Here is a 26,870-nt window from a genome sequence, read left to right on the forward strand (position 1 = left end):
AAGATTTATTAAAAAGGTATGATAAAATAATAGTTATAGAAGATGGAAGAGTAGTAGAAGAAGGAACTTTTAGTGAATTAATGGATAAAAACGGATTTTTCTTTGGCCTATATAATGTTGAAAACATAGCATAGAGACGTTTTGCTTGCCAGATAAAGTTGAAAATACTTATTCAGATTATATATCTTCAACAGAACGAATGAGATGACCCTTAGCAACAAAGGCGTTCCAATGATCTGCGAAGGCATCTTTAGTTTTGAAAAATTTGCCATTCATAGTATCGCCGATGTAATTTATATCAAAGAATACGAAAAATAACAATAGAGTAGCAAATCACAATTTTAGTACGACCAAAAACTAACGCATCGTAGATGCTTTTTTATTTTTTGTTTATTGCGGAAACTATAGTTTCATGGACGTTGCATATAGACAATTGTATGTGCTATAATTTCTATATAGCATCTATGCTAATAATATGGGAGTTGATTTTTTGAAAATAAAAGATGTAAACAGAATTCCAAAACATATGACTACTATTGGTGGGCAAGCTCTTATTGAAGGGGTCTTGATGAAAGGACCTGAAGAAATTTCTATTGCTGTAAGAAAACCTGATAAAGAAATAGTTGTGAAAAAGGAGAAACTGAATCCTCTTGGAAAGAGATATAAATTTTTTTCTCTTCCTGTTGTAAGGGGTGTAGTCGGTCTTATTGAAGCAATGATATTTGGCACGAGGGCTTTAATGTATTCGGCAGAATTTGTGGAGGAGGAAGATAAAAAGCAAAAAGATAAATCGAATAATATGGAATTGTTTTTTACAATGCTTCTTTCTTTTGCAATAGTGATATTCTTCTTTATATTGGGACCTACTTATTTGACAAACCTCTTTAAGGATAAAATCCAAAGTCCTATAGTCATGAATCTTATAGAGGGCATTATAAGAATAACCATTTTTCTTATTTATGTGCTGGCGATTTCTAAGATGAATGATGTGGAAAGGGTATTTCAATACCATGGCGCAGAACATAAAACCATTCACTGTTATGAAAATGAGGATGATTTGACTGTTGAAAATGTCAAAAAATATCCTATTTTGCATCCGAGATGTGGAACCAGTTTTTTATTTATGGTTATGATAATAAGTATTATTGTTCTTTCTTTCTTTGGGTGGCCCAATCCTTTAGAAAGATTTCTGGTACGGCTTTTAATGTTTCCTGTAATTGCAGGGTTATCCTATGAAGTAAACCGTATTATAGGAAAAAGCAACGGAAAATTAGCATATATTTTATCGTATCCGGGACTGATGCTTCAGAAGATAGCAACTACCAAAGAACCCGATGAAGAGGAAATAGAAGTAGCAATAAGGGCGTTAAAAGGCGTGTTAGTAGATAATAAGGAGGAAGACCTTTGGAAATAAAGGATCTTATAAGAATGGGAGTAAAAAAATTGGATGGGAAAAAATATTCCAATCCTCCTCTTGAGTGTGTACTTCTTCTGGCATATCTTTTGGATGTGGATAAAACATATATATATATTCACAATGATGAAGAGGTGTCTTCTTCTGTTGAGAACAAATATTTTAGTTTAATCGACGAAAGAAGAAAAGGGTATCCCATTCAATATATATTGAAGGAAAAAGAGTTTATGGGGATCAGCTTTTATATAGAAGAAGGCGTTCTTATTCCAAGACCTGATACGGAGATATTAGTTCAATATGTTTTGGATTATATAGATGAAAAGTATAAAGAAAGGGATATTAAAATAGTTGAATTGGGGACGGGTAGCGGCTGCATATCTTTAAGTATTGCTTATTACAAAAAAAATGTTTTTGTCTATTCCGTTGATATAGATAAAAAGGCTAATGCTGTTGCAGAAGAAAATTCAAAGAGATTAAAACTTTCCGACAGGGTAAAAATATTAGAAGGAGATTTATTTCAAGGAATAAAAAATATGGGATTAAAAAATTCCGTTGATATAATAGTATCCAATCCTCCGTATATTCCGGAGGATGAAATATTTGGACTTCAAGATGAAATAAAAAAATATGAACCTTTATGGGCATTAGATGGAGGAGAAGATGGACTGGATTATTATAGAAGAATAATACCTCAAAGTAAGGAATATCTAAAAAACAGAGGTATATTAGTTTTCGAAATGGGATTTGACCAAGGCAGAAAAATAAAGGAACTTATGGAAAAAGAAAATTTTCGGAATATAAATATATTAAAAGATTTGCAAGGACTTGACAGAGTAATCACAGGAGAACTGTTCCTATGATTGAATAGTTTTGGAGGTGTAGTAATGTTAGAAAAGTTAGCGAGTTTGGAAGAAAAATATAAAAGCTTATCGGAAAAGATAGTGGATCCTAAAATTATTGAAAATATAAATGAATGGCAGAAATTAGTTAAAGAGCATGCGGAGATTGAACCTGTTGTTGAAAAATATCAGCAGTATATGGATGTGGATAAGCAATTAGAAGAGAATAAAGAGATGTTGAAAGAAAAGTTAGAAGAAGATATGAAGGAATTGGTGAAAGAAGACATTGAAAAATTAGAAAATCAAAAGAAGGAGTTGGAGGAGGAATTAAAAACTCTTTTAATTCCAAAGGATCCCAATGCTCATAAAAATGTTATCGTGGAAATCAGGGCAGGAGCAGGAGGAGATGAAGCAGGACTTTTTGCAGGGGATCTTTTCAGAATGTATTGCAGATATGCCGAAAGAAAACGATGGAAGATTGAAATAATGAATTCTAACCAACAAGGAATAGGAGGATTCAAAGAAATTATATTTTCAATAAAGGGAAAGGGCGCTTACAGCAGATTGAAGTTTGAAAGCGGTGTTCATAGGGTTCAGAGAGTGCCGGAAACAGAAGCTAACGGGAGAATTCATACTTCTACTGCAACCGTAGCGGTTCTTCCGGAAGCAGAGGATATCGATGTCGAAATCAATCCAATAGATATAAGAGTAGATGTATTTCGTTCTTCGGGAAATGGCGGCCAAAGTGTGAATACTACCGATTCTGCCGTAAGAATTACTCATATTCCTACAGGAATGGTGGTATCCTGTCAGGATGAAAAATCTCAGTTAAAGAATAGAGATAGAGCAATGAAGATACTTAAAGCGAGACTTTATGATAAATGTCTTAGGGAACAAAATGAGGAGATTGCTCAAACAAGAAAAAGTCAAGTTGGTTCCGGTGACAGAAGCGAAAGAATCAGAACTTACAACTTTCCTCAAGGAAGAGTTACAGACCATAGAATCAACATGACCATATATCAATTGGAATCTTTTTTAGACGGGGATATTGACGAGATGATAGATGCTTTAATTACAAGTGACCAGGCAGAAAAGCTGAATAATTTGGATTAAGGCAGCATCATGCCCAATAAGAAACCAACGATGATACCCATAGTTGAAACCCTTCCTCCGTGTAGGGTTTTTCCTTGAGGTATGAATTCATCACAAACAATATAGAGCATGGCTCCTCCGGCAAAGGCAAGACATAGGGCGATAAACGAGTCAGATATAGTTCCGAAACATACTCCTAAGAAAGCGCCTATTCCTGTAGGAAAACCGGCAAGTATTGTTGATAGAATAATTTTTTTATTGGAGGATTTGTTTATCTTAAGAGGTGTAGAAATAGCTATTCCCCCAGGGATATTATGTAAGAATATTGCAGTAGACAGATAAATTCCAAGCTCTTTGCTTGACATGAAACTTGAACCTATTGCAAGACCTTCCGGGATATTATGAACTGCCATGCTTATTCCTATTATAATACTTGATTTTATATAAGGATTATTTATATTGTGAGGAAGAAGATTTTCTATAAGTATTATAAAAATTACCCCCAACCCAACTCCTATTATTTCTATCCAGGTACCTCCAATAAGATATGATTTAGGAAGAATTTGAAAAGCAATTAGGCTCAGCATAATTCCTCCTGTAAACCCTAAAAGAAAAGATAAGACGCCTTTATTGTTTTTGATAAAAAGAGAAAGAACTCCTCCAAGACCGGTTCCTACTATTCCTACAAAAAATCCTAATAAAGTAATGAGATATAAATTTTCCATAAGAACCTCCTAACATTTTTATAACCCATAGGAAAGTTATAGTATATATTAATAAAACTTGACCTTAAGTGGGTTTCTTTTATAAAAGCCTTTTTTCTATATAATACATATTCTTGAATTCTTCTATAAATACCAAATTTATAAAAAAGGCTCTTATTGAAATTGATAAATTAATGAAGCCTTTTTTGAAACCCACTTAACGGAAAATATAGATTAAGGAGAACATAATTTTCCTATGGGTTATAAAAAAGGCCTTATTGAAATTGATAAATTAATGAAGCCTTTTTTGAAACCCACTTAACGGAAAATATAGATTAAGGAGAACATAATTTTCCTATGGGTTATAAAAAAGGCCTTATTGAAATTGATAAATTAATGAAGCCTTTTTTGAAACCCGTTTAATGGAAAATATAGATTGAGGAGAATATAATTTTCTTATAGGCTATAAAAAGCGGTAATTGGCGATAATATAAATTAAATATTATTGTTTGATAATAGTAATTATAGATTTTTGTTGTGAATTAATTATGTCTTTTGAATTTGAGATGAAAATTATATGAATTTACGATATAATAAGTTATTAGAAAGGTATAATAAAAGGAAGGTTACAGATATGATCGAAACGGAAATAGTTAAAGTTGATAAATTAAACCCGGATAGAAATATAATTGAAAGGGCCGGAAGAATAATCAGAAACGGAGGTTTAGTAGCTTTTCCTACGGAAACTGTATATGGCCTTGGAGGAAATGGACTTGATGACAGTGCTGCTGACAAAATTTTTGCGGCTAAAGGACGTCCCCAAGATAATCCGCTAATACTTCATATTTCTTCCATGGAGGAGTTGTTTCCCTTGATAGAATTTGTTCCTCCAAATGCTGAAAAGCTGATGAAAAAATTTTGGCCGGGCCCTCTCACTCTTATATTTAAAAGGAGTAAAAAAATTTCAGATAAGATAACCGGAGGCTTATCTACTGTTGCTATTAGAATGCCAAACCACCCTGTGGCATCTATGCTTATAAAGGAATCGGCAGTTCCCATAGCAGCTCCCAGTGCTAATACTTCAGGAAGACCAAGCCCTACGGAAGCAAAACATGTAATAGAGGATCTCTCTGGGAAAATAGATATGATTATAGATGGAGGGAGTACTGAAATAGGAGTTGAGTCTACAGTATTGGACATTTCCGGGGAAATACCGACAATTTTAAGACCCGGAGGAATTACATGGGAGGATTTAACAACTGTTTTTCCAAGGGTAGATTATGATCAAAGCATAATAAAGGATAATGAGAATATAGTGCCTAAATCACCGGGACAGAAATATAAACATTATGCACCAAAAGCGGAAATGATAGTTTTCACCGGAAGAACTGAAGATATAGTTTCTAAAATTAACGAGTATAAAAATATGTATATTGCTCAAGGGAAAAATGTAGGCATCATGGCAACATCGGAAACGGAAGAAAAATATTCAGGGAAAGTTATAACAGTCGGAAGCAGAAATAAAAAATCGACTATTGCTAAAAATTTGTTTAAAGCGTTAAGGGACTTTGATAATATCAAAGTGGATATAATATTAGCGGAAGGTGTAGATACGGAAGGGATAGGAAGGGCTATAATGAACAGAATGAAAAAAGCTTGCGGCGGAAGAATAGAAAGGGTATAGAAGGTGATTTTGTTGAAGAATATATTATTCGTATGTACTGGAAACACATGCAGAAGTCCTATGGCAGACGGTTTATTTGAAAATATGATAGAAAATAATAAAGACAATTATTCTAATATATCTCATACTTCGGCAGGAATATATGTATTTGGAGGAGAAAGGCCAACGGATGAGGCAATAAAGGTTATGGCAGAAGAAGGAATAGATATTTCTCAATATAGATCAAAAGGATTGACAGAAAAGATGGTGGAAGATGCAGATGTAGTCTTTGTGATGACAAAAAATCATAAGAATTATATGAGAAATTCTTATCCGAGTGCATCAGAGAAAATTTTTACTCTAAAAGAATATGCTTATGGCAAGGAAGATGATATTATAGATCCCTTTGGAGAAGGAATGGAGGTTTACAGAAAGGTTAAAGAAGATATAAAAGATGCATTAGAAGAAATTCTACAAAAAATGAGAGGATAAAAGGAAAGGAGAATTTATCGTGAAAATCGGAATAGGAAGCGATCATGGAGGGTTTGAATTAAAGGAATATTTAAAGGAATATTTAAAAAAACAAAATATAGAGTATATTGATTATGGGACAAATTCTTTAGAATCTGTGGATTATCCGGATTTTGCTCTCAAAGTTGCCGAGGGAGTGGTAAACGGAGAATGCAACAAAGGCATAGTCGTCTGTGGTACAGGCATAGGAGTATCAATTTCATGTAATAAAGTTCGTGGAATCAGATGTGCCCTTCTCAGTGACACTTATTCTGCGAGGATGAGTGCGGAACATAATAATGCTAATGTAATAGCTTTGGGCGGCAGGGTCATAGGTAAGGATTTAGCTGTTGAAATAGTTTCCGCATGGTTGAAATCAGAATTTTTAGGAGGAAGACATGAAAGAAGAATAAATAAAATTTCTGATATTGAGGCCAAGTATATGTTATAATGTATAAGAATAAAAATTAAATATGGAAGGAGTTTTAATATGGGGAAAGTAGTAGTTTTGGATCATCCGTTGATTAAGCACAAGTTAACTTTTATAAGGGATAAAAATACTGGGGCTAAAGAGTTTAGGGAATTAGTGAAAGAAATTTCTATGCTTATGGCTTATGAAGTTACCAGAGATTTTACCCTTGAAGAAATAGAAATAGAAACACCCATATGCAAAACTAAATCTCAAATTATTTCAGGGAAAAAATTAGGATTGGTACCTGTTCTCAGGGCAGGATTGGGAATGGTTGACGGTATGCTTAGCATTCTTCCTGCGGCAAAAGTTGGACATATTGGATTGTACAGAGATCCTAAAACATTTAAGCCTGTGGAGTATTTTTGTAAACTTCCTCAAGATATCGGCGAAAGAGATTTGATAGTATTGGACCCAATGTTGGCAACGGGAGGAAGTGCAACGGCAGCAATAGGATTTTTAAAGAAAAGGGGTGCCCAAAATATAAAGCTCGTAAATATTATAGCGGCACCTGAAGGAATAGAGAAAGTAAAAAGTACTTATCCAGATGTGGATATATATGTAGCAAGTATAGACGAAAAGTTAAATGATCATGCATATATAGTTCCCGGACTGGGAGACGCAGGAGATAGGTTATTCGGAACTAAATAGAAATAGAATTTTATAACAAAGGCTTCCTTAATATAAAAAATTAATATTAAGGAAGCCTTTGTTGAAACCCATTTACCTGATTTTTCCATAGACTATAAAAATATTGACTTTATTTGAAATTTAGTGTAGACTTACTTTAATAAAATATTTTAAATTTGATGAATAGAAATAGTAAACAATAATTTCTGAATTATAGCGAGTCGGAGTCGGTGTAAGTCCGATATTTAGAGTTTTGTTGAATGGGTCTAGGAATTATGGGGCGAAGTATAGTAGCCTTAATCGGGGATTTCCCGTTATAGAAATAGGATATCGAGTATTATAACTCCGTATCTGTTAGAGTGAGATGAATATTATTCATCTAATGTGGGTGGTATCACGGAAATTAACCTTTCGTCCCTTTGTTATGGGAATGAAGGGTTTTTTTATTTTAATTGGGAGGTGACAAGTATGTTGTGAACAGAAGATGAAATACACTGGCAAAATAAAAAAATAAAAACTAAGGAGAGAATTGATTATGAATTTAAGAAAAAACATTTTAACAGCATTGCTTGTTGCCATTGGTTATGTCCTCCATCAGATTGTCCCGGGTACTATTGGAGGAATGAAGATGGATATGATGCTTGCAGTATTATTTGTGTCTTTGCTCATAAACCCGAAATTTAAAAATGCGATTTTGACAGGTATATTGGGAGGAATTGTTACGGCTATGACTACAACTTTTCCGGGAGGACAGATACCCAGTATTATTGAGAAGATAATTACTTGTATTGCAGTTTATTTAATGATTAAAGGAATGGAGAAAGTTTCTCACAAAAATATTAGAGCAGGGGCCATTGCTTTTGTGGGGACTATAATCAGCGGAACTATTTTTTTAGGCTCGGCTTCCTTTATGGCAGGACTTCCGGCCCCATTTGTATTACTGTTTACAAGTATTGTAATTCCTACATCCATAACGAATATCTTTGTAACACTGATAATATATAAAGTAGTTAAAATTGCAATAAAAGCTACGAGATTTAATGCGGCTGACTAAATAAAAGAGAATTAGGTTAAAGCATTATCGGAATTTGCTGAAAGCTGGTAATAACGATAATGCTTTAATTATTGTATTCATTGACTTATTGTAAAAACTAATATAAAATCGAATAAGAAATAAAAAATTAAGGAGAGAAAAATAATGGAGAAATATATAATATCTTTTTTTGTCGCAGCGGTTATTTCAATGTTTATGACGCCTATATCGAAGAGAATAGCCATAAAAGTCGGTGCTATAGATATTCCTAAAGATGAAAGAAGAATACATAAAAAGCCTATTCCTCTTTTGGGAGGGTTGGCTATTTATACAGCAACCATGATTTCAATTTTAATTTTTTTGCCTATGAATAAAAGCCTCTTATCAATAATTATAGGAGGAACTATAATATTTATTTCGGGGATTATTGATGATAAAAAGAATTTAAGCGCTAAGACAAAATTGATTTTTCAACTGCTGGCAGCAGTAGTTTTAATATTGGGAGACGTAAAAATTGATTTTATTACAAATCCTTTTTCAAGGACCAGTACTCTTCTTTATTTAAAGGGGTTTTCCATACCTCTGACAATATTTTGGGTAGTAGGAATTACTAATACGTTAAATCTTATAGACGGATTGGATGGGCTGGCTGCCGGTGTTGCTATGATTGCCAGTTTGTCTCTGCTTATTGTTGCAAATAGATTTGGTTACATAGAAATTACGATTATATCTGCCATATTGGCCGGTTCCTGTTTGGGATTTCTTCCATACAATTTTAATCCTGCAAAGATATTTATGGGAGATACAGGAGCTTTATTTTTAGGATTTATGCTTTCCGTAGTTGCAATAGAAGGAGTAATGAAAAGCGTAGCCACTATAGCAATAGTTGTTCCCATAATTATATTGGGACTCCCGATATTCGATACAACCTTTGCTATATTTAGAAGACTTCTTAATGGAAGACCAATAATGGAAGCGGATAAAGGGCATCTTCATCACAGACTTCTTCAGAGAGGCCTTACTCAAAGGCAGACCGTTCTTATTCTGTATCTTATAAGTGCAGTATTTGGGTTTGCAGCAGTTATTATTGCTAAGATCAATAGCAGGCAGGGAATAATAATTTCAGGAACGATAATAATTTTAACCATATTATTAGCCAGAAGAATGGGACTTATTGATAAGAGCAAGAATAGCAGCGTTGACGATAAAAAAAGGTAGGAGGGAAAAGTTTGAGTAAAATAAAGGTAATGACCATATTTGGGACAAGACCTGAAGCAATAAAAATGGCTCCCATAATAAAAGAGATGGAAAAAAGAAAAAAGATAGAAAGTATAATATGCGTAACAGCTCAACACAGACAAATGTTGGATCAGGTGTTGAATTTATTTCAGATAAAACCTGATTATGATTTGAATATATTCCATAAAGGACAGACTCTGACGGAAATAACTACAAGGGCCTTGGAAGGACTGGAGAAACTGATAATACAGGTTAAGCCCGATTTGGTATTGGTTCAAGGAGATACTACCACAGTTTTTGCCGGAGCATTGGCTGCTTTTTATCAGAGAGTCAAAGTAGGTCATGTGGAGGCTGGGCTTAGAAGTGGAGATATATATTCTCCCTACCCTGAAGAAGCAAATAGAAAACTTACAGGCATAATTGCCAATTATCATTTTGCGCCTACTGAAAGAAACAAGAAAAACCTTCTTAATGAGGGCTATGATGAAAAAAATATATTTATCACGGGGAATACGGTAATAGATTCGTTGCTGCATGTAATTAGGGAAGATTATATTTTTCAGAATGAATTTTTAAATCATTTGGATTATAAAAATATAAAGACAATACTTGTTACATGCCACAGAAGAGAAAATATCGGCAAACCCATGGAAAGTATATTTAGTGCTATTAAGGAAGTGGTAAAAAAGCATGAGGATGTAGAAGTGATTTTCCCTATTCATTTAAATCCTAAAGTGAGAAATATTGCCTATGAGGTATTTGATCAAATGAAGAGAGTTCATATAATCGAACCGTTAGATTATGAACCTTTTGTTAATTTGATGTTTAGAAGCTATATAGTTGTTACGGATTCCGGGGGGTTACAGGAAGAGGCGCCAAGTCTTGGGAAACCGGTTCTTGTAGTAAGAAAGGAAACTGAAAGACCTGAGGGTATAGAAGCCGGAACCGCAAAATTAGTCGGTACATGTAAAGATGATATATATAGGGAATTGAATCTGCTTCTTACGGATAAAGGGGAATATAAAAAAATGGCTAATGCTGTTAATCCTTACGGAGACGGAAAAGCGTCCGAAAGGATAGTTAATATCATAATAAATAAAATGGGGACTTAAAGAGTAGAGGTGAATTTTATGGCTGAAAAGGAAGAATCTTTTTTGAACTTTATTATTGAGAATATCTTTGACGGAGTTATATTCTTCGGTGTAGAAAAAGATTTGTTATATATGAATTCCGCTGTAACAAAAATTCTTGAAGTGGAACAAAGTCAAATATCTTATGAGTATTATGAAAAATTCGTACAGAGTCAAATAATGTCTGACTCTAAAGGTGAAGAAAGGGATAAAAAAGAGGGACAGATTAAAAAAGGAAATAAACATATATTTGTAAAGGATATTACGTACATTTTAGACGGAAAGTACTGCGGAAATCTTATAATACTGAGAGATATAACAAAAATAAAGGATTCGGAAATTCAGTTAAAAGAATTGAAATATAGTTTAGATATGATAGAAGATATATTGGACTATGCTTATGAGGGAATAGTATTGGTAGATGGAAATGGGAAAATAGTAAAGATGAACTATGAAAAACTTTTGGGAATAAAAGAAGAAGATGCTCTGGGTAAAAAGGTTCAGGATGTAATAGAGAATACAAGGATGCATATAGTTGCTAAAACCGGGAAAAAAGAAATTCACTATGTTCAGAAAATTCAAGGCCATGATATGATTACAAACAGAATACCTATAATCAGAGACGGGAAAGTCATAGGAGCCGTAGGTACGGTACTCTTTAAAGACGCGGCGGAAGTAAAGGATTTAGCAAAAGATCTTGCTGTATTGGAAAAAAGGATAAATGGGTATAAAGGAGAAATTGAAAGACTTCAGGAAACTAAATATTCCTTTGACAGCATTATAACTCAAAATCCTAAAATGGAATATTTAAAAAAGATTGGGAGAAAGGCTGCGGAGTCGAATTCTACGGTATTGATTACAGGAGAAAGCGGTACTGGAAAGGAAATGTTTGCTCATTCCATTCATAAAGCAAGTTACAGAAAATACGAATCCTTTCTACCCATAAATTGTGCGGCTATTCCAAGAGAGCTTCTGGAATCGGAGCTTTTCGGATATGAACAGGGAGCGTTTACAGGAGCGAAAAAAGGAGGTAAACCCGGAAAATTTGAGCTTGCCAACGGAGGGACCATATTCCTTGATGAAATTGGCAGCATGCCCTTAGAGATGCAGGCAAAACTTTTAAGAGTATTGGAAGACAAAGAAGTTGAAAGGGTAGGGGGAACAGACAAAATTAGTCTTGATGTTAGGATTATTGCAGCTACTAATGAGAACCTTGATGAAGAAATTAAAAACGGAAGATTTAGAGAAGATTTGTTTTATAGGTTAAATGTTATATCTATAGATATTCCGCCTTTAAGGTATAGAAGAGAAGATATTCCTCTTCTGGCCGAAAGTATTTTTAAAAAACTTTTAAAGGAATTAAGATTGAGAGACATAATACTCAGCAAAGAGGTTGTAGAAATATTATCAAAATATAATTGGCCGGGAAATGTAAGAGAATTGAGAAATGTTTTGGAGAGAGCATTGAATTTATGCTCCGAAGGCGTTATATATCCTAAGCATATTCCTGAACATATTATTGAAAAAACCAAGTATTGTATAATCAAAAAAGAACCTCTTACATTAAAGGATAGAATACAGGAAACTGAGATTAAAGCAATTCGTGCTGCTATTGTTGCTTCCGGTGGAAATAAGACTTTAGCTGCCAAAAAACTTGGAATTCACAGAACTGCATTATATAAAAAGATTGAAAAATATAAGCTTATGGATAGTATATAAATTGATACAGTTTTTAAATAAATGTATCTATAAATCTACATATAGATTATATCAATGAGATACCAAATTCTGAATAATTTACGGAGGACATTTAGGCAATCGTTTGCAGAACTGTATTTGAAAAAGTGTAGTAAAATGGAGACGGAATTTTATAAAATTATGTCATAAATTTCACAAAGTCTATTGATAAATGAAAAAAGTATTGTTATAATTATAACATAGACATTAATTTTAGAGCTAATTTGTATGGCATGATAAGTGCATAGTAAAAAAATAACCTATTTGCACTTTAAAAATTATTTTAAAAAATAGGAGGAATAAAAATGAAAGAAATAGTTATAGCTAGCGGAGTCAGAACACCTGTAGGGACATTCGGAGGGGCATTTAAAGACGTTTCTGCGGTAGAACTTGGGAAAATAGTTGTAGAAGAAGCGATAAAGAGAGCAAATATTAAACCTGATATGATTGATGAAGTTATATTTGGAAATGTTCTTCAGGCAGGCCTTGGTCAAAACGTGGCAAGACAAGTTGCGATACATGCAGGGATTCCGGTAGAGGTACCGTCTTATACCGTAAACAAAGTATGCGGTTCCGGTTTAAAGACTGTTGCATTGGCTGCTCAAGCTATATTAGCAGGGGATGCTGATATAATTGTTGCCGGAGGAACAGAAAACATGAGTCAGGCACCTTACTTATTGAAAAAGGCAAGATGGGGAATGAGAATGGGTAATGGCGTGATTGAAGACTATATGATTCATGATGGCTTATGGGATATTTTCGGTGATACTCATATGGGAATTACGGCTGAGAATGTTGCTGAGAAATGGGGAATTACAAGAGAGGAACAAGACCAATTTTCTCTCAGAAGCCAACAAAGATCGGAAGCTGCAATCAAAAGCGGAAGATTTAAAGATGAAATAATACCTGTATCTGTTCCTCAAAGAAAGGGAGATCCTAAAATAGTTGATACAGATGAACATCCGAGATTCGGTTCAACTATTGAAGGAATGAGAAAGTTAAAACCGGCATTTAAAAAGGACGGAACGGTAACAGCAGGGAATGCTTCGGGAATTAACGATGGAGCGGCTGCTCTTGTTATTATGTCCAAGGAGAAAGCAGATGAACTTGGCATTAAACCAATTGCAACAATTTTATCTTATGCTTCTGCGGGAGTAGAGCCTTCAATTATGGGAACAGGACCTATACCTGCAACGAGAAAGGCTTTGAAAAAAATAAATATGAAAGTTGAAGATATGGATTTGGTAGAAGCAAATGAAGCTTTTGCGGCTCAGTCTTTAGCAGTAGTTAAAGAACTTGGCCTGGACCCGGCAAAAACCAACGTCAACGGAGGTGCTATAGCATTAGGACATCCTATAGGAGCATCCGGAGCAAGAATACTTGTTACTCTTCTGTATGAAATGATGAAGAGAGACTCAAAACTTGGTTTGGCTACTTTGTGTATTGGAGGAGGCCAGGGCATAGCAATGGTAGTTAAAAGGTAAAATATTGGAGGTGCATTGAATGAATAAAGTTGTAACCATAGATGAAGCTGTTAGCCATATTAAAGACGGTATGACTGTAATGGTAGGGGGATTTTTATCTTGCGGAACTCCTCATAAACTAATGGATGCATTGGTAAAAAACGGGGTTAAGAATTTGACGATTATATGTAATGATTCCGGCTATCCGGAATCGGGAGTGGGGAAGCTGATAGTTAACAGACAGGTAAAAACTTTATATGCTTCTCATATAGGTACTAATTCTGAAACGGGAAGACAAATGAATTCTAAGGAATTAGAAGTTCATTTAATTCCACAGGGAACTTTAGCGGAAAGAATAAGAATTGCCGGTGCAGGATTAGGAGGATTTTTAACTCCTACCGGAGTAGGCACCATAGTGGAAGAAGGAAAACAGAAAATAGAGATAGACGGAAAGGTTTATTTGCTGGAATTACCGTTAAAAGCCGATGCAGCATTAATATTAGGACATAAGGTTGATAAAAAAGGCAATATAGCGTATAGAGGAGCTACAAGAAATTTCAATACGATTATGGCTACAGCCGCTGATTTGGTAATAGTTGAAGCAGAAAATCTGGTTGAGGTCGGAGAAATTGATCAAAATGATGTTGTGACACCTGGACTTTTTATAGATTATATAGCATTTGGAGGCGAAAATTAATGGATAGAAGTGAAATAAAGTCTTTAATTGCGAGAAGAGTTGCTAAGGAACTTAAAGATGGAGATGTCATAAACTTAGGGATAGGTCTTCCAACTATGGTTGCAAATTATATACCTCATGATATGGATATTACTTTTCATTCGGAAAACGGATTTATAGGATTGGGTTCTGTCCCTGAGTCAGGAATGGAGGATAAGGATATAGTTAATGCAGGAGGGCAATTTGCCACGGTAAAGAAGGGCGGAGTATTTTTTGATAGTGCTGTGTCCTTTGGAATAATCCGTGGAGGCCATGTAGATGCTACAGTTCTTGGAGCTCTTCAGGTTGATCAGGAAGGGAATCTTGCGAATTGGATGATTCCCGGGAAAATAGTTCCCGGAATGGGAGGAGCAATGGACTTGGTAGTAGGAGCCAAAAAGGTAATAGTTGCTATGGAACATACCGCAAAGGGTTCTCCCAAAATCCTTAAAAAATGCAGCCTTCCCCTTACTGCGGCAAGGGAAGTGGATCTTATTGTTACGGAAATGGGTGTAATAGAAGTAACGAAGGAAGGATTAGTATTAAAGGAAATAAATCCTGAATTTACAATTGACGAAATCAAATCCGTTACTGAAGCGGAATTGATAATTCCGGAAGATTTAAAAGAAATGGAAATTTAACAACTCGGAGGCTCTCCGAGTTGTTTTATTTAAGATTACAGATTGAGAAGAGTTTTTTCAAATCTGTTTATATTTTCTTTTTTGCCTAATATCACTATAGTATCATTTTCTTTTAATATAATGTCAGGATCTATATCAACGAATATTTCTCCGTCTTTGACAATTGCGATGATGTTTAAGTTAAACTTTTTTCTGAGGTCTGCATCTATTATTGTTTTGCCATCAAATTGTTCTGGAATTTTAACTTCGGATATAGCAAATTTACTCGAAAGCTCTATATAATCCAATGTTCGTGAACTGGTCAGTGAGTTTGCAAGACGGATTGCTCTATCCCTTTCCGGATATACTACTTCGGCTCCTATTTTTTTTAGTATTTTCCCGTGTTCTGCACTGATGGCTTTGGAAATAACTCTCGGAACCCCTAGTTCAATTACATTAAGAGTTGTTAATATACTTATTTCAATTTGCTCCCCTATGCACACGATAACAGTTTCGCAATTTTGTATTCCTGCTTCTTTGAGAGTTGCTTTATCCAAATGTGGTGTGACTAAAGCATTCCCTACTTTGTCCTGTATTTGATTTATTTTATCTTCATTACTGTCTAACACCAAAACGTCTTTTCCCATATCCGCAAGGGTTTCAGCAAGAGCAAACCCGAAACGTCCTAATCCTATAACTCCGAAGGGAATAGTCGATTTATATTTTAACATTATAACATCCTCCTATTAACCTATTGTAATTTTTTCTTCGGGATAGGACAGACTGGATGGAGTTCGAGAAAACCATATACACATCATGGTAAGTGGACCGAGTCTTCCGCAAAACATTGTAAAGGATAAAATTATTTTGCTCAAGTCTGCCAGATATGGAGTTATTCCCGTAGATAATCCAACTGTCCCAAATCCGGACACAGTCTCAAAAAGTACTTGTAGAAAAGTATATTGAGGCTCAATAAGACATATTAAAAATGTGTTGAAACATACTAACAAGCCTGCAAGCGTCATAATAACAAATGCTTTTATTATAGATTCTTTAGGTATTTTTCGTTTAAATGCAGTACAATTTTTATTAGCAGATATACTGTATATACTTTTAAATATTACAAAAGCAGTCGTTGTTTTAATACCGCCTCCTGTAGAACCGGGGGATGCTCCTACAAACATCAAAAAAATAAGAGTCAATAATCCGGAGGTAGAGAAATCTCCTAAAGGATAAGTATTAAAACCGGCCGTTCTTGCAGACGTACTTTGAAAAAATGCGCCTAACCAAGAAATATTTTCCGTACATTTTAGAAGAACAGTTCCAAGAGTCAGTAATGTTACGGTCATAGTAATTACAATTTTTGTATTTACGCCGAAAGTTTTAAAAATTTTTTTCTGTTTAATTTCTCTAATAGCATAAAATCCTAATCCTCCAAAGATAATCAGTCCGCAAGTAGTCAAATTCAACAATACATTGTCCTTGTAGGGAGTTAAGTTTTTAAAATCCCCTAAGATATCAAATCCGGCATTGTTAAAAGCGGAAATTGAGTGAAAGATGCTTATACCAAGTGCCGATAGTGGAGAATAATCCTTGGAAAATACTAAAAAACTAAGAAATATGCCGACTCCTTCGAAAAAAAGGGTAGTTGTAATTATTGATTTGACTAATCGTACCATTCCTTGCAGAGAGTTAAGATTCATTGATTCTTTAACTAAAATACGTTCTTTTAGTCCGACGTTTTTCCTTGATAGAAGAATAAAAGCAACACCTATAGAAGCAACTCCCAATCCTCCTATTTGAATTAAAATAGCAACGACCGTTCTTCCGAAAATATTGAATGTATTTGCTATATCAACAGCAACCAATCCGGTAACGCAAACTGCCGATGTAGCAGTAAACAATGCATCGACTAATGTTACAGAAACACCTTCGTTTGACGAAATTGGTAAGTATAATAAAGTTGTTCCTGTTAAAACGACTAAAGCAAATCCTAAAACGATTATTCTTCCCGGACTCATTTTTTTAAAGTTAATCAATGCTTCCTACCTTCCTTGTCATTCAAAATTATTACAATATTATTCATTATTATAGCATATTAATATGGAATATAAAATAGGTAATGTCATAGGTTTAAAAGTATCTTTTCCTGGTAATACTTATACAGTGAGGAAAGGGTACTTTTTTTGAGTAACGATGTTTTGTCCCCCTTTACATTTTGCTGAAAAGTGCTTTTTCCTCTAATGTACCTTTTGGGAGGGGAGAATATGAAATTATTTAAAAGACTTTTATTAATATGTATAATTTTATCAATGGGAATGGTGAATTTTGGAGAGTGTAGGGAAGAAATAGATGATGAAGATATAATACTTCAATCGATGGAAAATATTGGTGCAAGCTTTTTAGAAGAAGATATAAGTATGGGGGGAGAAATAAATCAGTGCATTTTAACAGAAAAAGAGATAAGAATTTTAGGGAAAGAAATGAAAAATGAAATGGGCATAGTGGGTGAAAAAGTTGATGAAAATATGTATTTGCCTGAAGCGGAGAAAAAATCTTATGTAGAAAAATTGATAGCAGAGGAAAAAAGCATTCAGCTTTTAATATGGGGAAAAGATAAAAATGAAAATTCTGCCCTTATAAATATTTCTACATATGAAACTGAAAAAGGAGGTGAAACCTATTTGTTTTTAAATAAAGTAAAAAAAAGTAATAATGAATATTATGACGATATTAAGCTGAAAATGGAAGATATCTTTAAAAAATTTGACTCTGAAGCGGAAATTACTACTTGCGTAATTGGAACTTTTAATGGAAAATTAAATAGACAGAGTCAAGAAAAAAAAATAGATGAAGCTTTAAAGTATATAAAGGGAAATATTGTTGAAAAATATTCGGATGAATCTTTGATATCCGTTTCAGCTTTTTCGCCTGTACTAGGCAAATATATATTTTCAGGCAATAAAAAGATGAATTATAATATTTCTATGAGGTATAATGAATATGAAGACAAAACTTATATATGGATTGGAATGCCAATTATTATACTTGAATACTAAAGGATAAAAGGAGGGATTTTATTGGAGAAAATAGTGGTGGAAAAAAGCCCTCCGTTGAAGGGAAACGTTAGAGTAAGCGGAGCAAAGAATTCAGCACTACCTATACTTGCAGCATCTCTTTTAGGAACGGAAGATATTATCCTTGAGGATGTACCTAATTTAAAGGATGTTGATGTCATATGTGAAGTTCTTACATCTTTGGGAGCAAAGGTAGAGAGGTATGAGGAAGGAAAGATAAAAATCAATTCCGTGAATATTGATAAATATGAGACTCCCTATGAATTAATGAGTAAGATGAGGGCATCTTTCCTGGTAATGGGACCTTTATTGACCAGGATTGGAAAGGCTAAAACTTCGCTTCCGGGAGGATGTGCTATAGGGACTCGGCCTATCGATTTACATTTAAAAGGATTTAGAGCATTGGGAGCAAACATTGACGTAGATCACGGATATGTTGAAGCTTTTGCAGATAAGTTGATAGGAGACAGAATTTATTTAGACTTTCCAAGTGTAGGAGCGACGGAAAACATTATGATGGCTGCGGTTCTTGCTGAAGGAGAAACTACCATAGATAATGCTGCAATGGAGCCGGAAATAGTTGATTTGGCTAATTTTCTAAATAAGTTAGGAGGAAATGTAAAGGGAGCAGGTACCAGTACTATCAGAATTAAAGGAGTAGACAATTTAAAGGGGACTGTTCACTCTGTTATTCCGGACAGAATAGAAGCCGGAACTTTTATGGTAGCAAGTGCTATCACAGGAGGAGACGTTATCATAGAAAATGTTATTCCAAATCATATAAAGCCTATTATAGCTAAACTAAGAGAAGTAGGCTGTGATGTATATGAAAATGGTGATAAAGTAAGGGTTGTAGGAAATACAAAAATAAAAGCGGTGGATGTGAAAACTCTTCCTTATCCTGGTTTTCCTACGGATATGCAAGCTCAGTTTATGGCTCTAATGAGTATAGCTGATGGAACAAGTGTTATCATTGAAACTGTATTTGAAAACCGATTTATGCATGTAGACGAATTAAAGAGAATGGGTGCAGATATAAAGATAGATGGAAGAAGTGCAATTATACAAGGAGTTAATTCCTTGATGTCGGCTCCGGTAAAAGCTACGGATTTAAGAGCGGGAGCAGCCCTTATTTTAGCTGGACTTGTAGCGGATGGCAAGACCGAAATTGATAACGTATATCATATAGACAGAGGTTATGACCATATAGAAGATAAATTTTCCCAACTTGGTGGAAAAATTTATAGAATAGAATATTAAACATAGTATCTTTTTCCCCTGCATAGAATTTAAAGAGACAAAAGAACAAAAAGAGGGGGAAAAGATGAAGAAGTTGGGAATATATTTAATTTTCTTTATTGTAATAATCATTGTTGTCCCTGCGGTTCTTGTAAAAACCATTAATTTTGTGATGAAAGAAGATAAGTTGAATTTGACGGAAGAAAAAGATGAAGAACCGGAGAACAAAGAAGAAGTAAAATTTGATGGTTATATAAAAGTATATGATACAAGAACTCAGGAAGTTTTGAAGATGCCTTTGGAAGACTATGTGAAGGGAGTAGTAGCGGCGGAAATGCCCGCCGAATTTCATGAAGAAGCATTAAAAGCTCAGGCTGTTGCCAGCAGAACTTATGCATTGGAAAGGACAAAGAAATATCCTGCAGGCCATCCGGATCATCCCGGAGCGCCGCTATGTACGGGAGTTCACTGCCAAGCCTACTTAAGTCTTCAGGAATTGGAGGAAGCTCACTCTTCCAAATGGGTGGAGCAATATTGGGGAAAAATTGAAGATGCCGTAGATAGTACTAAAAATGAAGTAATTTATTATGACGGAGAATTGATTGAACCCTTATATCATTCTACCAGCGGAGGAATGACGGAGGATTCGGAAGATGTGTTTGCAGTTAGTTACCCTTATTTAAAGTCGGTTTTGAGCCCTTATGAAGAAGGTGCTCCTAAATTGAAGAGTACATCCACCTTTACAGTGAATGAATTTATAGATAAGATAAAGGAGAATTATCCTGAAGCTAATATTACAAAGGATAATATGGCTGAGAAGATAAAAGTGGTGGAAAGAACGGAAAGCGGTAGAATAAAAAAATTGATGATTGATGGAATAGTTATAGAAGGTAGCAAAATAAGAAGTATATTTAATTTAAATTCTACAAATTTTAAGATAACTTTAAATCTTAAAACCAATACCGTTGAGATTGAAACAACAGGATATGGTCATGGAGTTGGAATGAGCCAATGGGGAGCAAACGGTATGGCGAAACAGGGAAAAAACTATAAGGAAATATTATGTCACTATTATCAGGGAGTAGAAATTGGAACATATAAATAGCTATATAAAAAAGGGAGTGCCGTAAAACTGCTGAATAAGCAGTTAGCGATACTCCCTTTTTTCATAAATTAAAAAGTTAGCTCTAAAAATTGACTGATATTATCCTTAGTTATTTAATTGGTTGTTTAATAAACATATGAATCTAAAAATTTTATTTGCAGGCTCTTAGGAACCTGCATTTTATTTTTTTGTATAAAAACGGTAAATTTTTGCGATAAGAATTTACCATTTAAAACTTTTAATACATATTTTTAATTTTTTTCTAAAAGATGTATTAAATATTTTGTCCTGGCAATACTACCTAATGGAGGTGAAGGTATGAAAAAATGGTTTTCAAATTTAATGGATAAAGATGGATTTTATATAATTTTATTTATTTGTGTTTGCTTAATTGCGACGACTGCCGTTTGGGTTTCTAAAAATAATTCTGTAAAGACAAAAGATGAAAATATTTCAAAGATAAATGAAGATTTTTTTAAAGTGGAAAAGGGTGACGAAGAAGAACCTTCTTTAGAGATCAGCAAGATGGGAAAAACGGACGATGAAGAAGAGAAGAATGATGAAGAAGAACAAAATAAAGATATAGAAAAAGAAGAAGAGAAACAAAATCAAGATCAGGATATTGAAGAAATAATGGAAGATGAAACGGATAAAGGAAAAGAAGATGATGAGACGGAAAAACTTTTTAAAGAATCGGAACCAATTGAAAGTAATACGAATTCTCCTGTTATTCAAAATAATATGCTTCTTCCGTTGGTAGGTACTTTGGGAGTTGATTTCACAGGAGAAGGATTGGTTTATTCAGAGACTTTAGACGAATGGGTAAGCCATCAAGGAATTGACTTATATGCAAAAGAAGGAACTATAGTAAGGGCAAGCCTTGATGGAGTTGTAAAGGATGTATACGACGATGATTTATGGGGAATAACAATAACTATTGATCATGACAATGGAATAGAAACAAGATACAAAAATTTATCTACAGAGAAAATGGTAAAAATAGGGCAAAAGGTTAAAAAAGGAGATCCAATAAGTGGTATAGGGAGGACTGCAAAATTAGAACTTGCAGAGGAACCTCATTTACATTTTGAAGTATTAAAAGAAGGGATATGCGTTGATCCAAAAGATTATTTACCAAACATTCAATAAAAATTCAACCTGTTTTGTGAATATGTTCTATAAATATGAGTTTGAGCATAATTATAAAAAAGAAAGGGAAGAGAAAAATCAAGTTCAAAGGGGGTTAAACATTTGAAAGATTATATAGAAGAAAGGGCATTGAAGGTTGCAAAATACATAATTAGTGAAAAATCAACGGTAAGACAAGCAGCTACTGTATTTGGGGTGAGTAAAAGTACTGTTCACAAAGATGTGACGGAACGGTTGCCTAAAATCAACCCTCTTATTGCTGGCATGGTTAAGCAGATATTAGAAAAAAATAAATCAGAAAGACACATCAGAGGTGGAGAAGCAACTAAAATGAAATACAAAGTTGTTAATAATTAAATAGGTCCTTTTAAGGGCCTTTTAAAATTTTTTGTAAAATTTTATGAGTAAAATAGAGGATTTTTTCTAATTTTATAGAACTTAAATTAGGATAGGATATTTGTGGATATTTGTCGAAAGCTTGTCATAGTTTTTTAAAATAAATTTATTTGTATATAAGATAAAATACTGTTAATATATATATATAAAACACAAAGGAGGGCGTGTTGTATGGCTGCATTTAGAAGCGATTTAGGAATTGATCTCGGTACGGCAAGTATTTTGGTTTATGTAAAAGGAAAAGGAATAGTGCTGAACGAACCTTCTGTGGTAGCTATTGATCAAAATACAAAAAGATTTCTTGCTGTAGGAGAAGAGGCGAGAAAGATGTTGGGACGTACGCCGGGGAATATTATTGCTTTGAGACCTCTTAGAGACGGAGTTATATCCGATTATGACGTTACGGAAAAAATGCTTAAATATTTTATACAGAGGGCTATAGGAAGATTTTTATTTAAGCCAAGAGTTATAGTTGGCGTTCCCAGTGGAGTGACTGAAGTTGAAAAGAGAGCGGTATTGGAGGCGAGCAATCAAGCGGGGGCTGCGAAAACATATCTTATAGAAGAGCCCATGGCAGCAGCAATAGGAGCCGGGATAGATATCACCGAACCTAATGGAAACATGATCGTAGATATTGGTGGCGGAACTACAGACGTTGCCATAATCTCATTAGGAGGAATAGTTGTAAGCAAATCCATAAAAGTAGCAGGAAACGAGTGCGACGAAGCTATTTCAAGATATATTAGGAAAAAACATAATGTAATGATAGGAGAGAGAAGTGCAGAAGAATTAAAAATCAATATTGGTACGGCTTATAAAAAGAATAAAGAAGAATTCATGGAAGTAAGAGGGAGAAATTTAGTAACAGGTCTTCCGAAGACCGTTAATATTTCATCATCAGAGATGCTGGAGGCATTAGAGGAACCTGTGACAAATATAGTGGATTCAGTACATGCGGTTCTTGAAAGAACACCTCCGGAATTGGCGGCTGATATTGCAAATACAGGGATAGTTATGACCGGTGGAGGCTCTTTACTGTGGGGCCTTGATAAGCTTATATCTGAAAAAACAGGAATAGATGCAAGAGTTGCAGATGATCCTGTTTCATGTGTAGCTATAGGGACGGGGAAATCTCTTGACTGGGTTGATGTGTTAGAAAATAGTTTAATGAATGATGATAAGGTTAGGTCTAAATGACTATAATAAAAATTATTTAATCGACGATATACACTAATGAATATTATTAAGGAAGTGATATTTTGAATCGAGGACTATATATTAGTGCAACTTCTTTGATTGCAAATCAAAGAAAAATGGATGTTATTGCAAATAATATTGCAAATATGAATACCACAGGATTTAAAAAAGATATTCCTATAACAGAATCATTTCCTGAAGCTCTTCTTGCAAAAATTAATGACAAGCCTGACTCAGATTTAACGGTCACAGGACAAAACCAAATAACTTATGAAAACCATGGAGAAGTACATATAGCCCATACTGAGAATGGTTATTTTATGATTAGAACGCCTATGGGAGTAAGCTACGAAAAGGATATCAGGTTTATAGTTGATGATGAGGGCAATTTAAGGACATACTATAAGAATGAAAAAGATGAGTACAAAACAGATGGTGAAAATCTTATTTTAGGAAGAGACGGCAATCCCGTAAATGCTCAGGGAAATATAGAAGGTATGTTGGAAGGAATGGTTTATTATCCTAATAGAAATATTATAGGAACTATGAGCGGAGGAGTTAAATTTCATAAGATAGTGTCAGATTTTACTCAAGGGGATATAGTAGAGACAGGAGGAAAAACTGATGTGGCATTGAACGGCTCTGGGTTTTTTAAAGTTCAGGGAGAAGATGGGGAAGTGCTATATACCAGAGACGGTTCTTTTGCAATTAATAATGAGGGCATACTTACTACTTCCGACGGAAGGGAAGTAGTAGGCAGACAAGGACAGATAAATATTAATGGAGATAGTATAGAAATAAGGAAAAACGGAGAAATAGTGGTCGACGGAGCCGTGGTAGACAGCTTGGATATAGTTGATTTAGATAATAAGGAATATTTAAGAAAAGTCGGTGATAATTTATACCGAATGTTGGATGGTGTGAACGGAGAGGAAATTCCTTTTGAGGGAGAAGTAATGTCAGGTTGCTTGGAGAGCTCTAATGTAGATTCTATAAAGGAAATGGTTAATATGATAAGTTTATTGAGAAATTATGAATCCTGTCAAAAGGCAGTAAGAACTCAGGATGAAATGTTGGAAAAGGCAGCAAATGAAATAGGAAGAGTATAGAAAAGGAGGACTAATTAATATGCGTTCGTTATGGACAGCGGCAACTGGGATGAAAGCACAGCAATTAAATATTGATGTCATATCTAATAATTTATCGAATGTAAATACTACCTCATATAAATCACAAAGAGCAGAATTTAAGGATCTGTTTTATTCTGCGCTTAAAAGAACAAATATTGAAGACGATCAGGGCAGACCTGTAAATTTGGAAGTTGGTCATGGAGTTATGACTTCGGCTACAAAGAGAGATTTTGAAAATGGAAGTTATATTGAAACTCAAAATGATTATGACGTTGCCATTGATGGAGAAGGATTTTTTGGGATAATGCTTCCAAACGGAAATGTAGCATATACAAGAGACGGAAGCTTTAAATTGAGTGTTGACGGAGATGAAGGGAAACTGGTTACCTCGGAAGGATATAGTGTATTATCCGAAGATGATGATGAAATAATCATAGAAGATGGAATGAAGGACGTAAACATAGATAATCTTGGATATATAACAGCCGTAGATGAGGATGGAGAGAATGTTGATATAGGGAGATTAAAATTAGTTAAGTTTATGAATCCAGAAGGACTTTTGAGTAAGGGAATGAACCTCTATGAAGCAACTTCAGCTTCGGGAGAAGAAATACCGATAGAGGCTGAAGAAATGGAAAGCAATATCATACAGGGATATTTGGAATCTTCCAATGTTCAGGTAGTAGATGAGATGGTAAAGATGATTACAGCTCAAAGGGCCTATGAAATAAATTCCAAGACAATTCAAGCGTCTGATGAAATGTTACAGATGGCCAATAATTTGAAGAGATAGTTGAGGTGATCGTATGGAGACTGTTCCCATAGATAATATTAAAATAACTTCAGATGAAAATGTTTTGGCCAAAAGGGCTGAAGCATTAAAAGACGATGATGATAAGCTTATGGATGTATGCAAAGATTTTGAAAGCATATTTGTTTATACAATGTTTAAAAAAATGAGAGACACAATTCCTGACGGGGGATTGGAAGAAAAAAGCATGGGAAGAACAGTATTTGAGGATATGTACTTGGAGGAAGTAGCTAAAGAAGCAAGCAGCCAAAATAATGGTATTGGTATTGCTAAAATGATGTACGATCAATTTAAAAGGGGAGATATAAAAATTTAGGAGGTTGTTATGGGAAGAAAGATACTATGTTTTTCTTTGGTATGTGCTCTTATATTTGGAGTATTTAGCGTAGGGTACTGTCAGAAAAATAGTTTATCTAAGAAGGAAATAGAAAGAATTGTGGGAGAAGTAGCAAGAAAAAGAGGAATACCGAGTGTAATACTTAAATCAGTTGCAAAAACCGAAAGTTCCTTTACACAGTTTACGCCATCGGGGAAAATATATGCAAGCCGAGGTGGTAATATTGGTATTATGCAGGTAAGATCAAATGCCTATAACTTAAAAAAATTGCAGGAGGATCCAGTATATAATATTGAAGCCGGAGCAGATGTGCTTCTTGCTAAATGGAAATATGCAAATAGTAAAATGCCTCAAATAGGCAATATGGATCCTAATATATTGGAACATTGGTATTTTGCCCTTTGGGCTTATAACGGACTTTTAAATAGGAACAATCCTAATCAGAGCAGTAATACATATCAGGATAAAATATATAAGACGGCACAAAAAATTTATGGAGTGAAAATTAGCTCGATTGATAAGAAAAGCCTTCCTAAGAAAGGGATTCCAGGCAAAAATATTAAGTTAGAGACTCCCGCAAAATTTCACGAAGGAGATATCATTAAATATAAAATAGGAGATGTAGTATTAGCAGACGGCAAAGAACAACTTCTTCTTCTTAACCAGCCATCCGGAAAAGAAGTAGGGAGAGTAGACGATAAAACAAAGTTAACTATAATTGAAGGACCAAAATTAAAGAACGGATTTTATTTTTATAAAGTAAAGAATAAAGAGAAAAATAAAGAAGGATGGATATATGGAAATTGGATTAAGATTGTGAATAAATCCTCTTAATATGTTAATAATTTTAAATAGAAGTTTTATTTAGGAGGATGAGCTATATGAAAAGAAGAGGTTTTTATACGCTGTTAGCTATATTTTTAACAATATTTACTATAGGAGTAATAATAAAAATATAATAAAGTAAAAAAGGTTAAAAAGAATAAAACCGTAAGAATTTTAAAATTCTTACGGTTTTATTCTTTTATTATTTTACAGCTGGCTTTTCAAACGCAGGTTTTATTTGATAAGTAATATTATCACCGTTTACTGTAAATTCTCCGATCATAATATTATAAATATCCTGTGGATTTTTTGCTTCCCGAGAGTCAAATTCAATATATCGTATGCC

The 26,870-nt window shown here is 34.2% G+C and carries 27 protein-coding genes and 1 other annotated feature; of the genes, 24 read left to right on the forward strand and 3 right to left on the reverse strand.

The genetic code is table 11. The annotated features are described in order from the left end of the window. Positions 1 to 490: 490 nt before the first annotated feature. Genes PP176A_RS10160 through prfA form a run of 3 tightly spaced genes read left to right on the forward strand, consistent with a single transcriptional unit; the run spans position 491 to position 3,366 of the window. Complete coding sequence (locus PP176A_RS10160; RefSeq protein WP_234958907.1) at positions 491 to 1,414, forward strand: DUF1385 domain-containing protein; 924 nt, start codon at positions 491 to 493, stop codon at positions 1,412 to 1,414. Then, on the forward strand, positions 1,405 to 2,274 hold the full coding sequence (prmC, locus tag PP176A_RS10165) for a peptide chain release factor N(5)-glutamine methyltransferase (RefSeq protein ID WP_083381905.1): 870 nt from the start codon (positions 1,405 to 1,407) through the stop codon (positions 2,272 to 2,274). Before PP176A_RS10160 ends, prmC begins: the two co-directional genes overlap by 10 nt. A 24-nt stretch (positions 2,275 to 2,298) precedes the next feature. Next, positions 2,299 to 3,366: a peptide chain release factor 1 gene (prfA, locus tag PP176A_RS10170; RefSeq protein WP_071140366.1), complete on the forward strand. Its 1,068-nt coding sequence runs from the start codon at positions 2,299 to 2,301 to the stop codon at positions 3,364 to 3,366. On the opposite strand, the gene PP176A_RS10175 is transcribed toward prfA, so the two are convergent. Continuing rightward, positions 3,363 to 4,070, reverse strand: coding sequence for a ZIP family metal transporter (locus tag PP176A_RS10175; RefSeq protein WP_071140367.1), 708 nt, complete (start codon positions 4,068 to 4,070; stop codon positions 3,363 to 3,365). The genes prfA and PP176A_RS10175 overlap by 4 nt on opposite strands. Positions 4,071 to 4,686: 616 nt before the next feature. On the opposite strand from PP176A_RS10175, the gene PP176A_RS10180 reads away from it, so the two are divergent. From PP176A_RS10180 to PP176A_RS10230, 11 genes are all read left to right on the forward strand, one after another. Next, positions 4,687 to 5,733 (forward strand): L-threonylcarbamoyladenylate synthase, encoded by a 1,047-nt coding sequence (locus PP176A_RS10180; protein ID WP_200796126.1) that lies wholly within the window; start codon positions 4,687 to 4,689, stop codon positions 5,731 to 5,733. Positions 5,734 to 5,745: 12 nt separating this feature from the next. Then, positions 5,746 to 6,204: a low molecular weight protein arginine phosphatase gene (locus PP176A_RS10185; protein WP_071140369.1), complete on the forward strand. Its 459-nt coding sequence runs from the start codon at positions 5,746 to 5,748 to the stop codon at positions 6,202 to 6,204. 19 nt (positions 6,205 to 6,223) lie between these two features. Next, positions 6,224 to 6,673 carry a ribose 5-phosphate isomerase B gene (gene rpiB, locus PP176A_RS10190; RefSeq protein ID WP_071140370.1) on the forward strand — a complete coding sequence of 150 codons (450 nt, stop codon included), beginning with the start codon at positions 6,224 to 6,226 and terminating at the stop codon, positions 6,671 to 6,673. Between the two features lie 39 nt (positions 6,674 to 6,712). Beyond that, positions 6,713 to 7,342 carry a uracil phosphoribosyltransferase gene (gene upp / locus PP176A_RS10195; RefSeq protein WP_071140371.1) on the forward strand — a complete coding sequence of 210 codons (630 nt, stop codon included), beginning with the start codon at positions 6,713 to 6,715 and terminating at the stop codon, positions 7,340 to 7,342. A 149-nt stretch (positions 7,343 to 7,491) separates the two neighbouring features. Beyond that, positions 7,492 to 7,743 (forward strand) — a binding site (T-box leader). Positions 7,744 to 7,856: 113 nt separating this feature from the next. Next, positions 7,857 to 8,375, forward strand: a complete 519-nt coding sequence (locus PP176A_RS10200; RefSeq protein ID WP_071140372.1) for a tryptophan transporter — start codon at positions 7,857 to 7,859, stop codon at positions 8,373 to 8,375. A gap of 144 nt (positions 8,376 to 8,519) precedes the next feature. After that, positions 8,520 to 9,572, forward strand: a complete 1,053-nt coding sequence (locus PP176A_RS10205) for a glycosyltransferase family 4 protein (RefSeq protein WP_071140373.1) — start codon at positions 8,520 to 8,522, stop codon at positions 9,570 to 9,572. Between the two features lie 20 nt (positions 9,573 to 9,592). After that, positions 9,593 to 10,705 carry a non-hydrolyzing UDP-N-acetylglucosamine 2-epimerase gene (wecB, locus tag PP176A_RS10210; RefSeq protein WP_071140390.1) on the forward strand — a complete coding sequence of 371 codons (1,113 nt, stop codon included), beginning with the start codon at positions 9,593 to 9,595 and terminating at the stop codon, positions 10,703 to 10,705. A gap of 18 nt (positions 10,706 to 10,723) precedes the next feature. Further along, on the forward strand, positions 10,724 to 12,442 hold the full coding sequence (locus tag PP176A_RS10215; protein WP_071140374.1) for a sigma 54-interacting transcriptional regulator: 1,719 nt from the start codon (positions 10,724 to 10,726) through the stop codon (positions 12,440 to 12,442). Positions 12,443 to 12,765: 323 nt separating this feature from the next. Further along, positions 12,766 to 13,944, forward strand: a complete 1,179-nt coding sequence (locus PP176A_RS10220; protein ID WP_071140375.1) for an acetyl-CoA C-acetyltransferase — start codon at positions 12,766 to 12,768, stop codon at positions 13,942 to 13,944. 19 nt (positions 13,945 to 13,963) lie between these two features. After that, the gene (locus tag PP176A_RS10225) at positions 13,964 to 14,620 is read left to right on the forward strand and encodes a CoA transferase subunit A (RefSeq protein WP_071140376.1); all 657 of its coding nucleotides are present in this window, start codon (positions 13,964 to 13,966) and stop codon (positions 14,618 to 14,620) included. Then, positions 14,620 to 15,279 carry a 3-oxoacid CoA-transferase subunit B gene (locus PP176A_RS10230; RefSeq protein WP_071140377.1) on the forward strand — a complete coding sequence of 220 codons (660 nt, stop codon included), beginning with the start codon at positions 14,620 to 14,622 and terminating at the stop codon, positions 15,277 to 15,279. Before PP176A_RS10225 ends, PP176A_RS10230 begins: the two co-directional genes overlap by 1 nt. Positions 15,280 to 15,314: 35 nt before the next feature. Here PP176A_RS10230 and PP176A_RS10235 read toward each other — a convergent pair whose 3' ends face one another. Both PP176A_RS10235 and PP176A_RS10240 read right to left on the reverse strand, forming a co-directional pair. Continuing rightward, the gene (locus PP176A_RS10235) at positions 15,315 to 15,989 is read right to left on the reverse strand and encodes a potassium channel family protein (RefSeq protein ID WP_071140378.1); all 675 of its coding nucleotides are present in this window, start codon (positions 15,987 to 15,989) and stop codon (positions 15,315 to 15,317) included. Positions 15,990 to 16,004: 15 nt separating this feature from the next. Further along, positions 16,005 to 17,297: a TrkH family potassium uptake protein gene (locus PP176A_RS10240; protein WP_143037681.1), complete on the reverse strand. Its 1,293-nt coding sequence runs from the start codon at positions 17,295 to 17,297 to the stop codon at positions 16,005 to 16,007. A gap of 228 nt (positions 17,298 to 17,525) precedes the next feature. Here PP176A_RS10240 and PP176A_RS10245 point away from each other — a divergent pair, with 228 nt between their 5' ends. The 10 genes from PP176A_RS10245 to PP176A_RS10290 all read left to right on the forward strand — a co-directional run bounded on the left by PP176A_RS10245 (position 17,526) and on the right by PP176A_RS10290 (position 26,533). Next, on the forward strand, positions 17,526 to 18,317 hold the full coding sequence (locus PP176A_RS10245) for a YwmB family TATA-box binding protein (protein ID WP_071140379.1): 792 nt from the start codon (positions 17,526 to 17,528) through the stop codon (positions 18,315 to 18,317). A gap of 21 nt (positions 18,318 to 18,338) precedes the next feature. Then, positions 18,339 to 19,595, forward strand: coding sequence for a UDP-N-acetylglucosamine 1-carboxyvinyltransferase (murA, locus tag PP176A_RS10250; RefSeq protein WP_200796124.1), 1,257 nt, complete (start codon positions 18,339 to 18,341; stop codon positions 19,593 to 19,595). A gap of 64 nt (positions 19,596 to 19,659) precedes the next feature. Further along, the gene (gene spoIID, locus PP176A_RS10255) at positions 19,660 to 20,679 is read left to right on the forward strand and encodes a stage II sporulation protein D (RefSeq protein WP_071140381.1); all 1,020 of its coding nucleotides are present in this window, start codon (positions 19,660 to 19,662) and stop codon (positions 20,677 to 20,679) included. Between the two features lie 318 nt (positions 20,680 to 20,997). After that, on the forward strand, positions 20,998 to 21,828 hold the full coding sequence (locus PP176A_RS10260) for a M23 family metallopeptidase (protein ID WP_071140382.1): 831 nt from the start codon (positions 20,998 to 21,000) through the stop codon (positions 21,826 to 21,828). Positions 21,829 to 21,930: 102 nt separating this feature from the next. Then, positions 21,931 to 22,185 (forward strand): sporulation transcriptional regulator SpoIIID, encoded by a 255-nt coding sequence (gene spoIIID, locus PP176A_RS10265; protein WP_071140383.1) that lies wholly within the window; start codon positions 21,931 to 21,933, stop codon positions 22,183 to 22,185. Between the two features lie 210 nt (positions 22,186 to 22,395). Further along, positions 22,396 to 23,421, forward strand: a complete 1,026-nt coding sequence (locus PP176A_RS10270; protein WP_071140384.1) for a rod shape-determining protein — start codon at positions 22,396 to 22,398, stop codon at positions 23,419 to 23,421. 62 nt (positions 23,422 to 23,483) lie between these two features. Further along, positions 23,484 to 24,530 carry a flagellar hook-basal body protein gene (locus PP176A_RS10275; RefSeq protein ID WP_200796125.1) on the forward strand — a complete coding sequence of 349 codons (1,047 nt, stop codon included), beginning with the start codon at positions 23,484 to 23,486 and terminating at the stop codon, positions 24,528 to 24,530. A 19-nt stretch (positions 24,531 to 24,549) separates the two neighbouring features. Further along, positions 24,550 to 25,344, forward strand: coding sequence for a flagellar basal-body rod protein FlgG (gene flgG, locus PP176A_RS10280; protein WP_071140385.1), 795 nt, complete (start codon positions 24,550 to 24,552; stop codon positions 25,342 to 25,344). A gap of 13 nt (positions 25,345 to 25,357) precedes the next feature. Further along, on the forward strand, positions 25,358 to 25,678 hold the full coding sequence (locus PP176A_RS10285) for a rod-binding protein (RefSeq protein ID WP_071140386.1): 321 nt from the start codon (positions 25,358 to 25,360) through the stop codon (positions 25,676 to 25,678). Positions 25,679 to 25,687: 9 nt separating this feature from the next. Continuing rightward, a complete protein-coding gene (locus PP176A_RS10290) occupies positions 25,688 to 26,533 on the forward strand; it encodes a transglycosylase SLT domain-containing protein (protein ID WP_071140387.1) in 846 nt (281 codons plus the stop codon). The last annotated feature ends 337 nt before the right edge of the window (positions 26,534 to 26,870 follow it).

The sequence above is a fragment of the Sporanaerobacter sp. PP17-6a genome (assembly GCF_900095615.1).
Taxonomy (GTDB): domain Bacteria; phylum Bacillota; class Clostridia; order Tissierellales; family Acidilutibacteraceae; genus Acidilutibacter; species Acidilutibacter cellobiosedens.

Excerpts from the sequence above, each read along its gene's own strand:
- prfA (WP_071140366.1), top strand. The coding sequence starts at position 2,299 with ATGTTAGAAAAGTTAGCGAGTTTGGAAGAAAAATATAAAAGCTTATCG.
- PP176A_RS10175 (WP_071140367.1), bottom strand. The coding sequence starts at position 4,070 with ATGGAAAATTTATATCTCATTACTTTATTAGGATTTTTTGTAGGAATA.
- upp (WP_071140371.1), top strand. The coding sequence starts at position 6,713 with ATGGGGAAAGTAGTAGTTTTGGATCATCCGTTGATTAAGCACAAGTTA.
- PP176A_RS10200 (WP_071140372.1), top strand. The coding sequence starts at position 7,857 with ATGAATTTAAGAAAAAACATTTTAACAGCATTGCTTGTTGCCATTGGT.
- PP176A_RS10205 (WP_071140373.1), top strand. The coding sequence starts at position 8,520 with ATGGAGAAATATATAATATCTTTTTTTGTCGCAGCGGTTATTTCAATG.
- PP176A_RS10215 (WP_071140374.1), top strand. The coding sequence starts at position 10,724 with ATGGCTGAAAAGGAAGAATCTTTTTTGAACTTTATTATTGAGAATATC.
- PP176A_RS10220 (WP_071140375.1), top strand. The coding sequence starts at position 12,766 with ATGAAAGAAATAGTTATAGCTAGCGGAGTCAGAACACCTGTAGGGACA.
- PP176A_RS10225 (WP_071140376.1), top strand. The coding sequence starts at position 13,964 with ATGAATAAAGTTGTAACCATAGATGAAGCTGTTAGCCATATTAAAGAC.
- PP176A_RS10230 (WP_071140377.1), top strand. The coding sequence starts at position 14,620 with ATGGATAGAAGTGAAATAAAGTCTTTAATTGCGAGAAGAGTTGCTAAG.
- PP176A_RS10235 (WP_071140378.1), bottom strand. The coding sequence starts at position 15,989 with ATGTTAAAATATAAATCGACTATTCCCTTCGGAGTTATAGGATTAGGA.
- PP176A_RS10245 (WP_071140379.1), top strand. The coding sequence starts at position 17,526 with ATGAAATTATTTAAAAGACTTTTATTAATATGTATAATTTTATCAATG.
- spoIID (WP_071140381.1), top strand. The coding sequence starts at position 19,660 with ATGAAGAAGTTGGGAATATATTTAATTTTCTTTATTGTAATAATCATT.
- PP176A_RS10260 (WP_071140382.1), top strand. The coding sequence starts at position 20,998 with ATGAAAAAATGGTTTTCAAATTTAATGGATAAAGATGGATTTTATATA.
- PP176A_RS10270 (WP_071140384.1), top strand. The coding sequence starts at position 22,396 with ATGGCTGCATTTAGAAGCGATTTAGGAATTGATCTCGGTACGGCAAGT.
- flgG (WP_071140385.1), top strand. The coding sequence starts at position 24,550 with ATGCGTTCGTTATGGACAGCGGCAACTGGGATGAAAGCACAGCAATTA.
- PP176A_RS10285 (WP_071140386.1), top strand. The coding sequence starts at position 25,358 with ATGGAGACTGTTCCCATAGATAATATTAAAATAACTTCAGATGAAAAT.
- PP176A_RS10290 (WP_071140387.1), top strand. The coding sequence starts at position 25,688 with ATGGGAAGAAAGATACTATGTTTTTCTTTGGTATGTGCTCTTATATTT.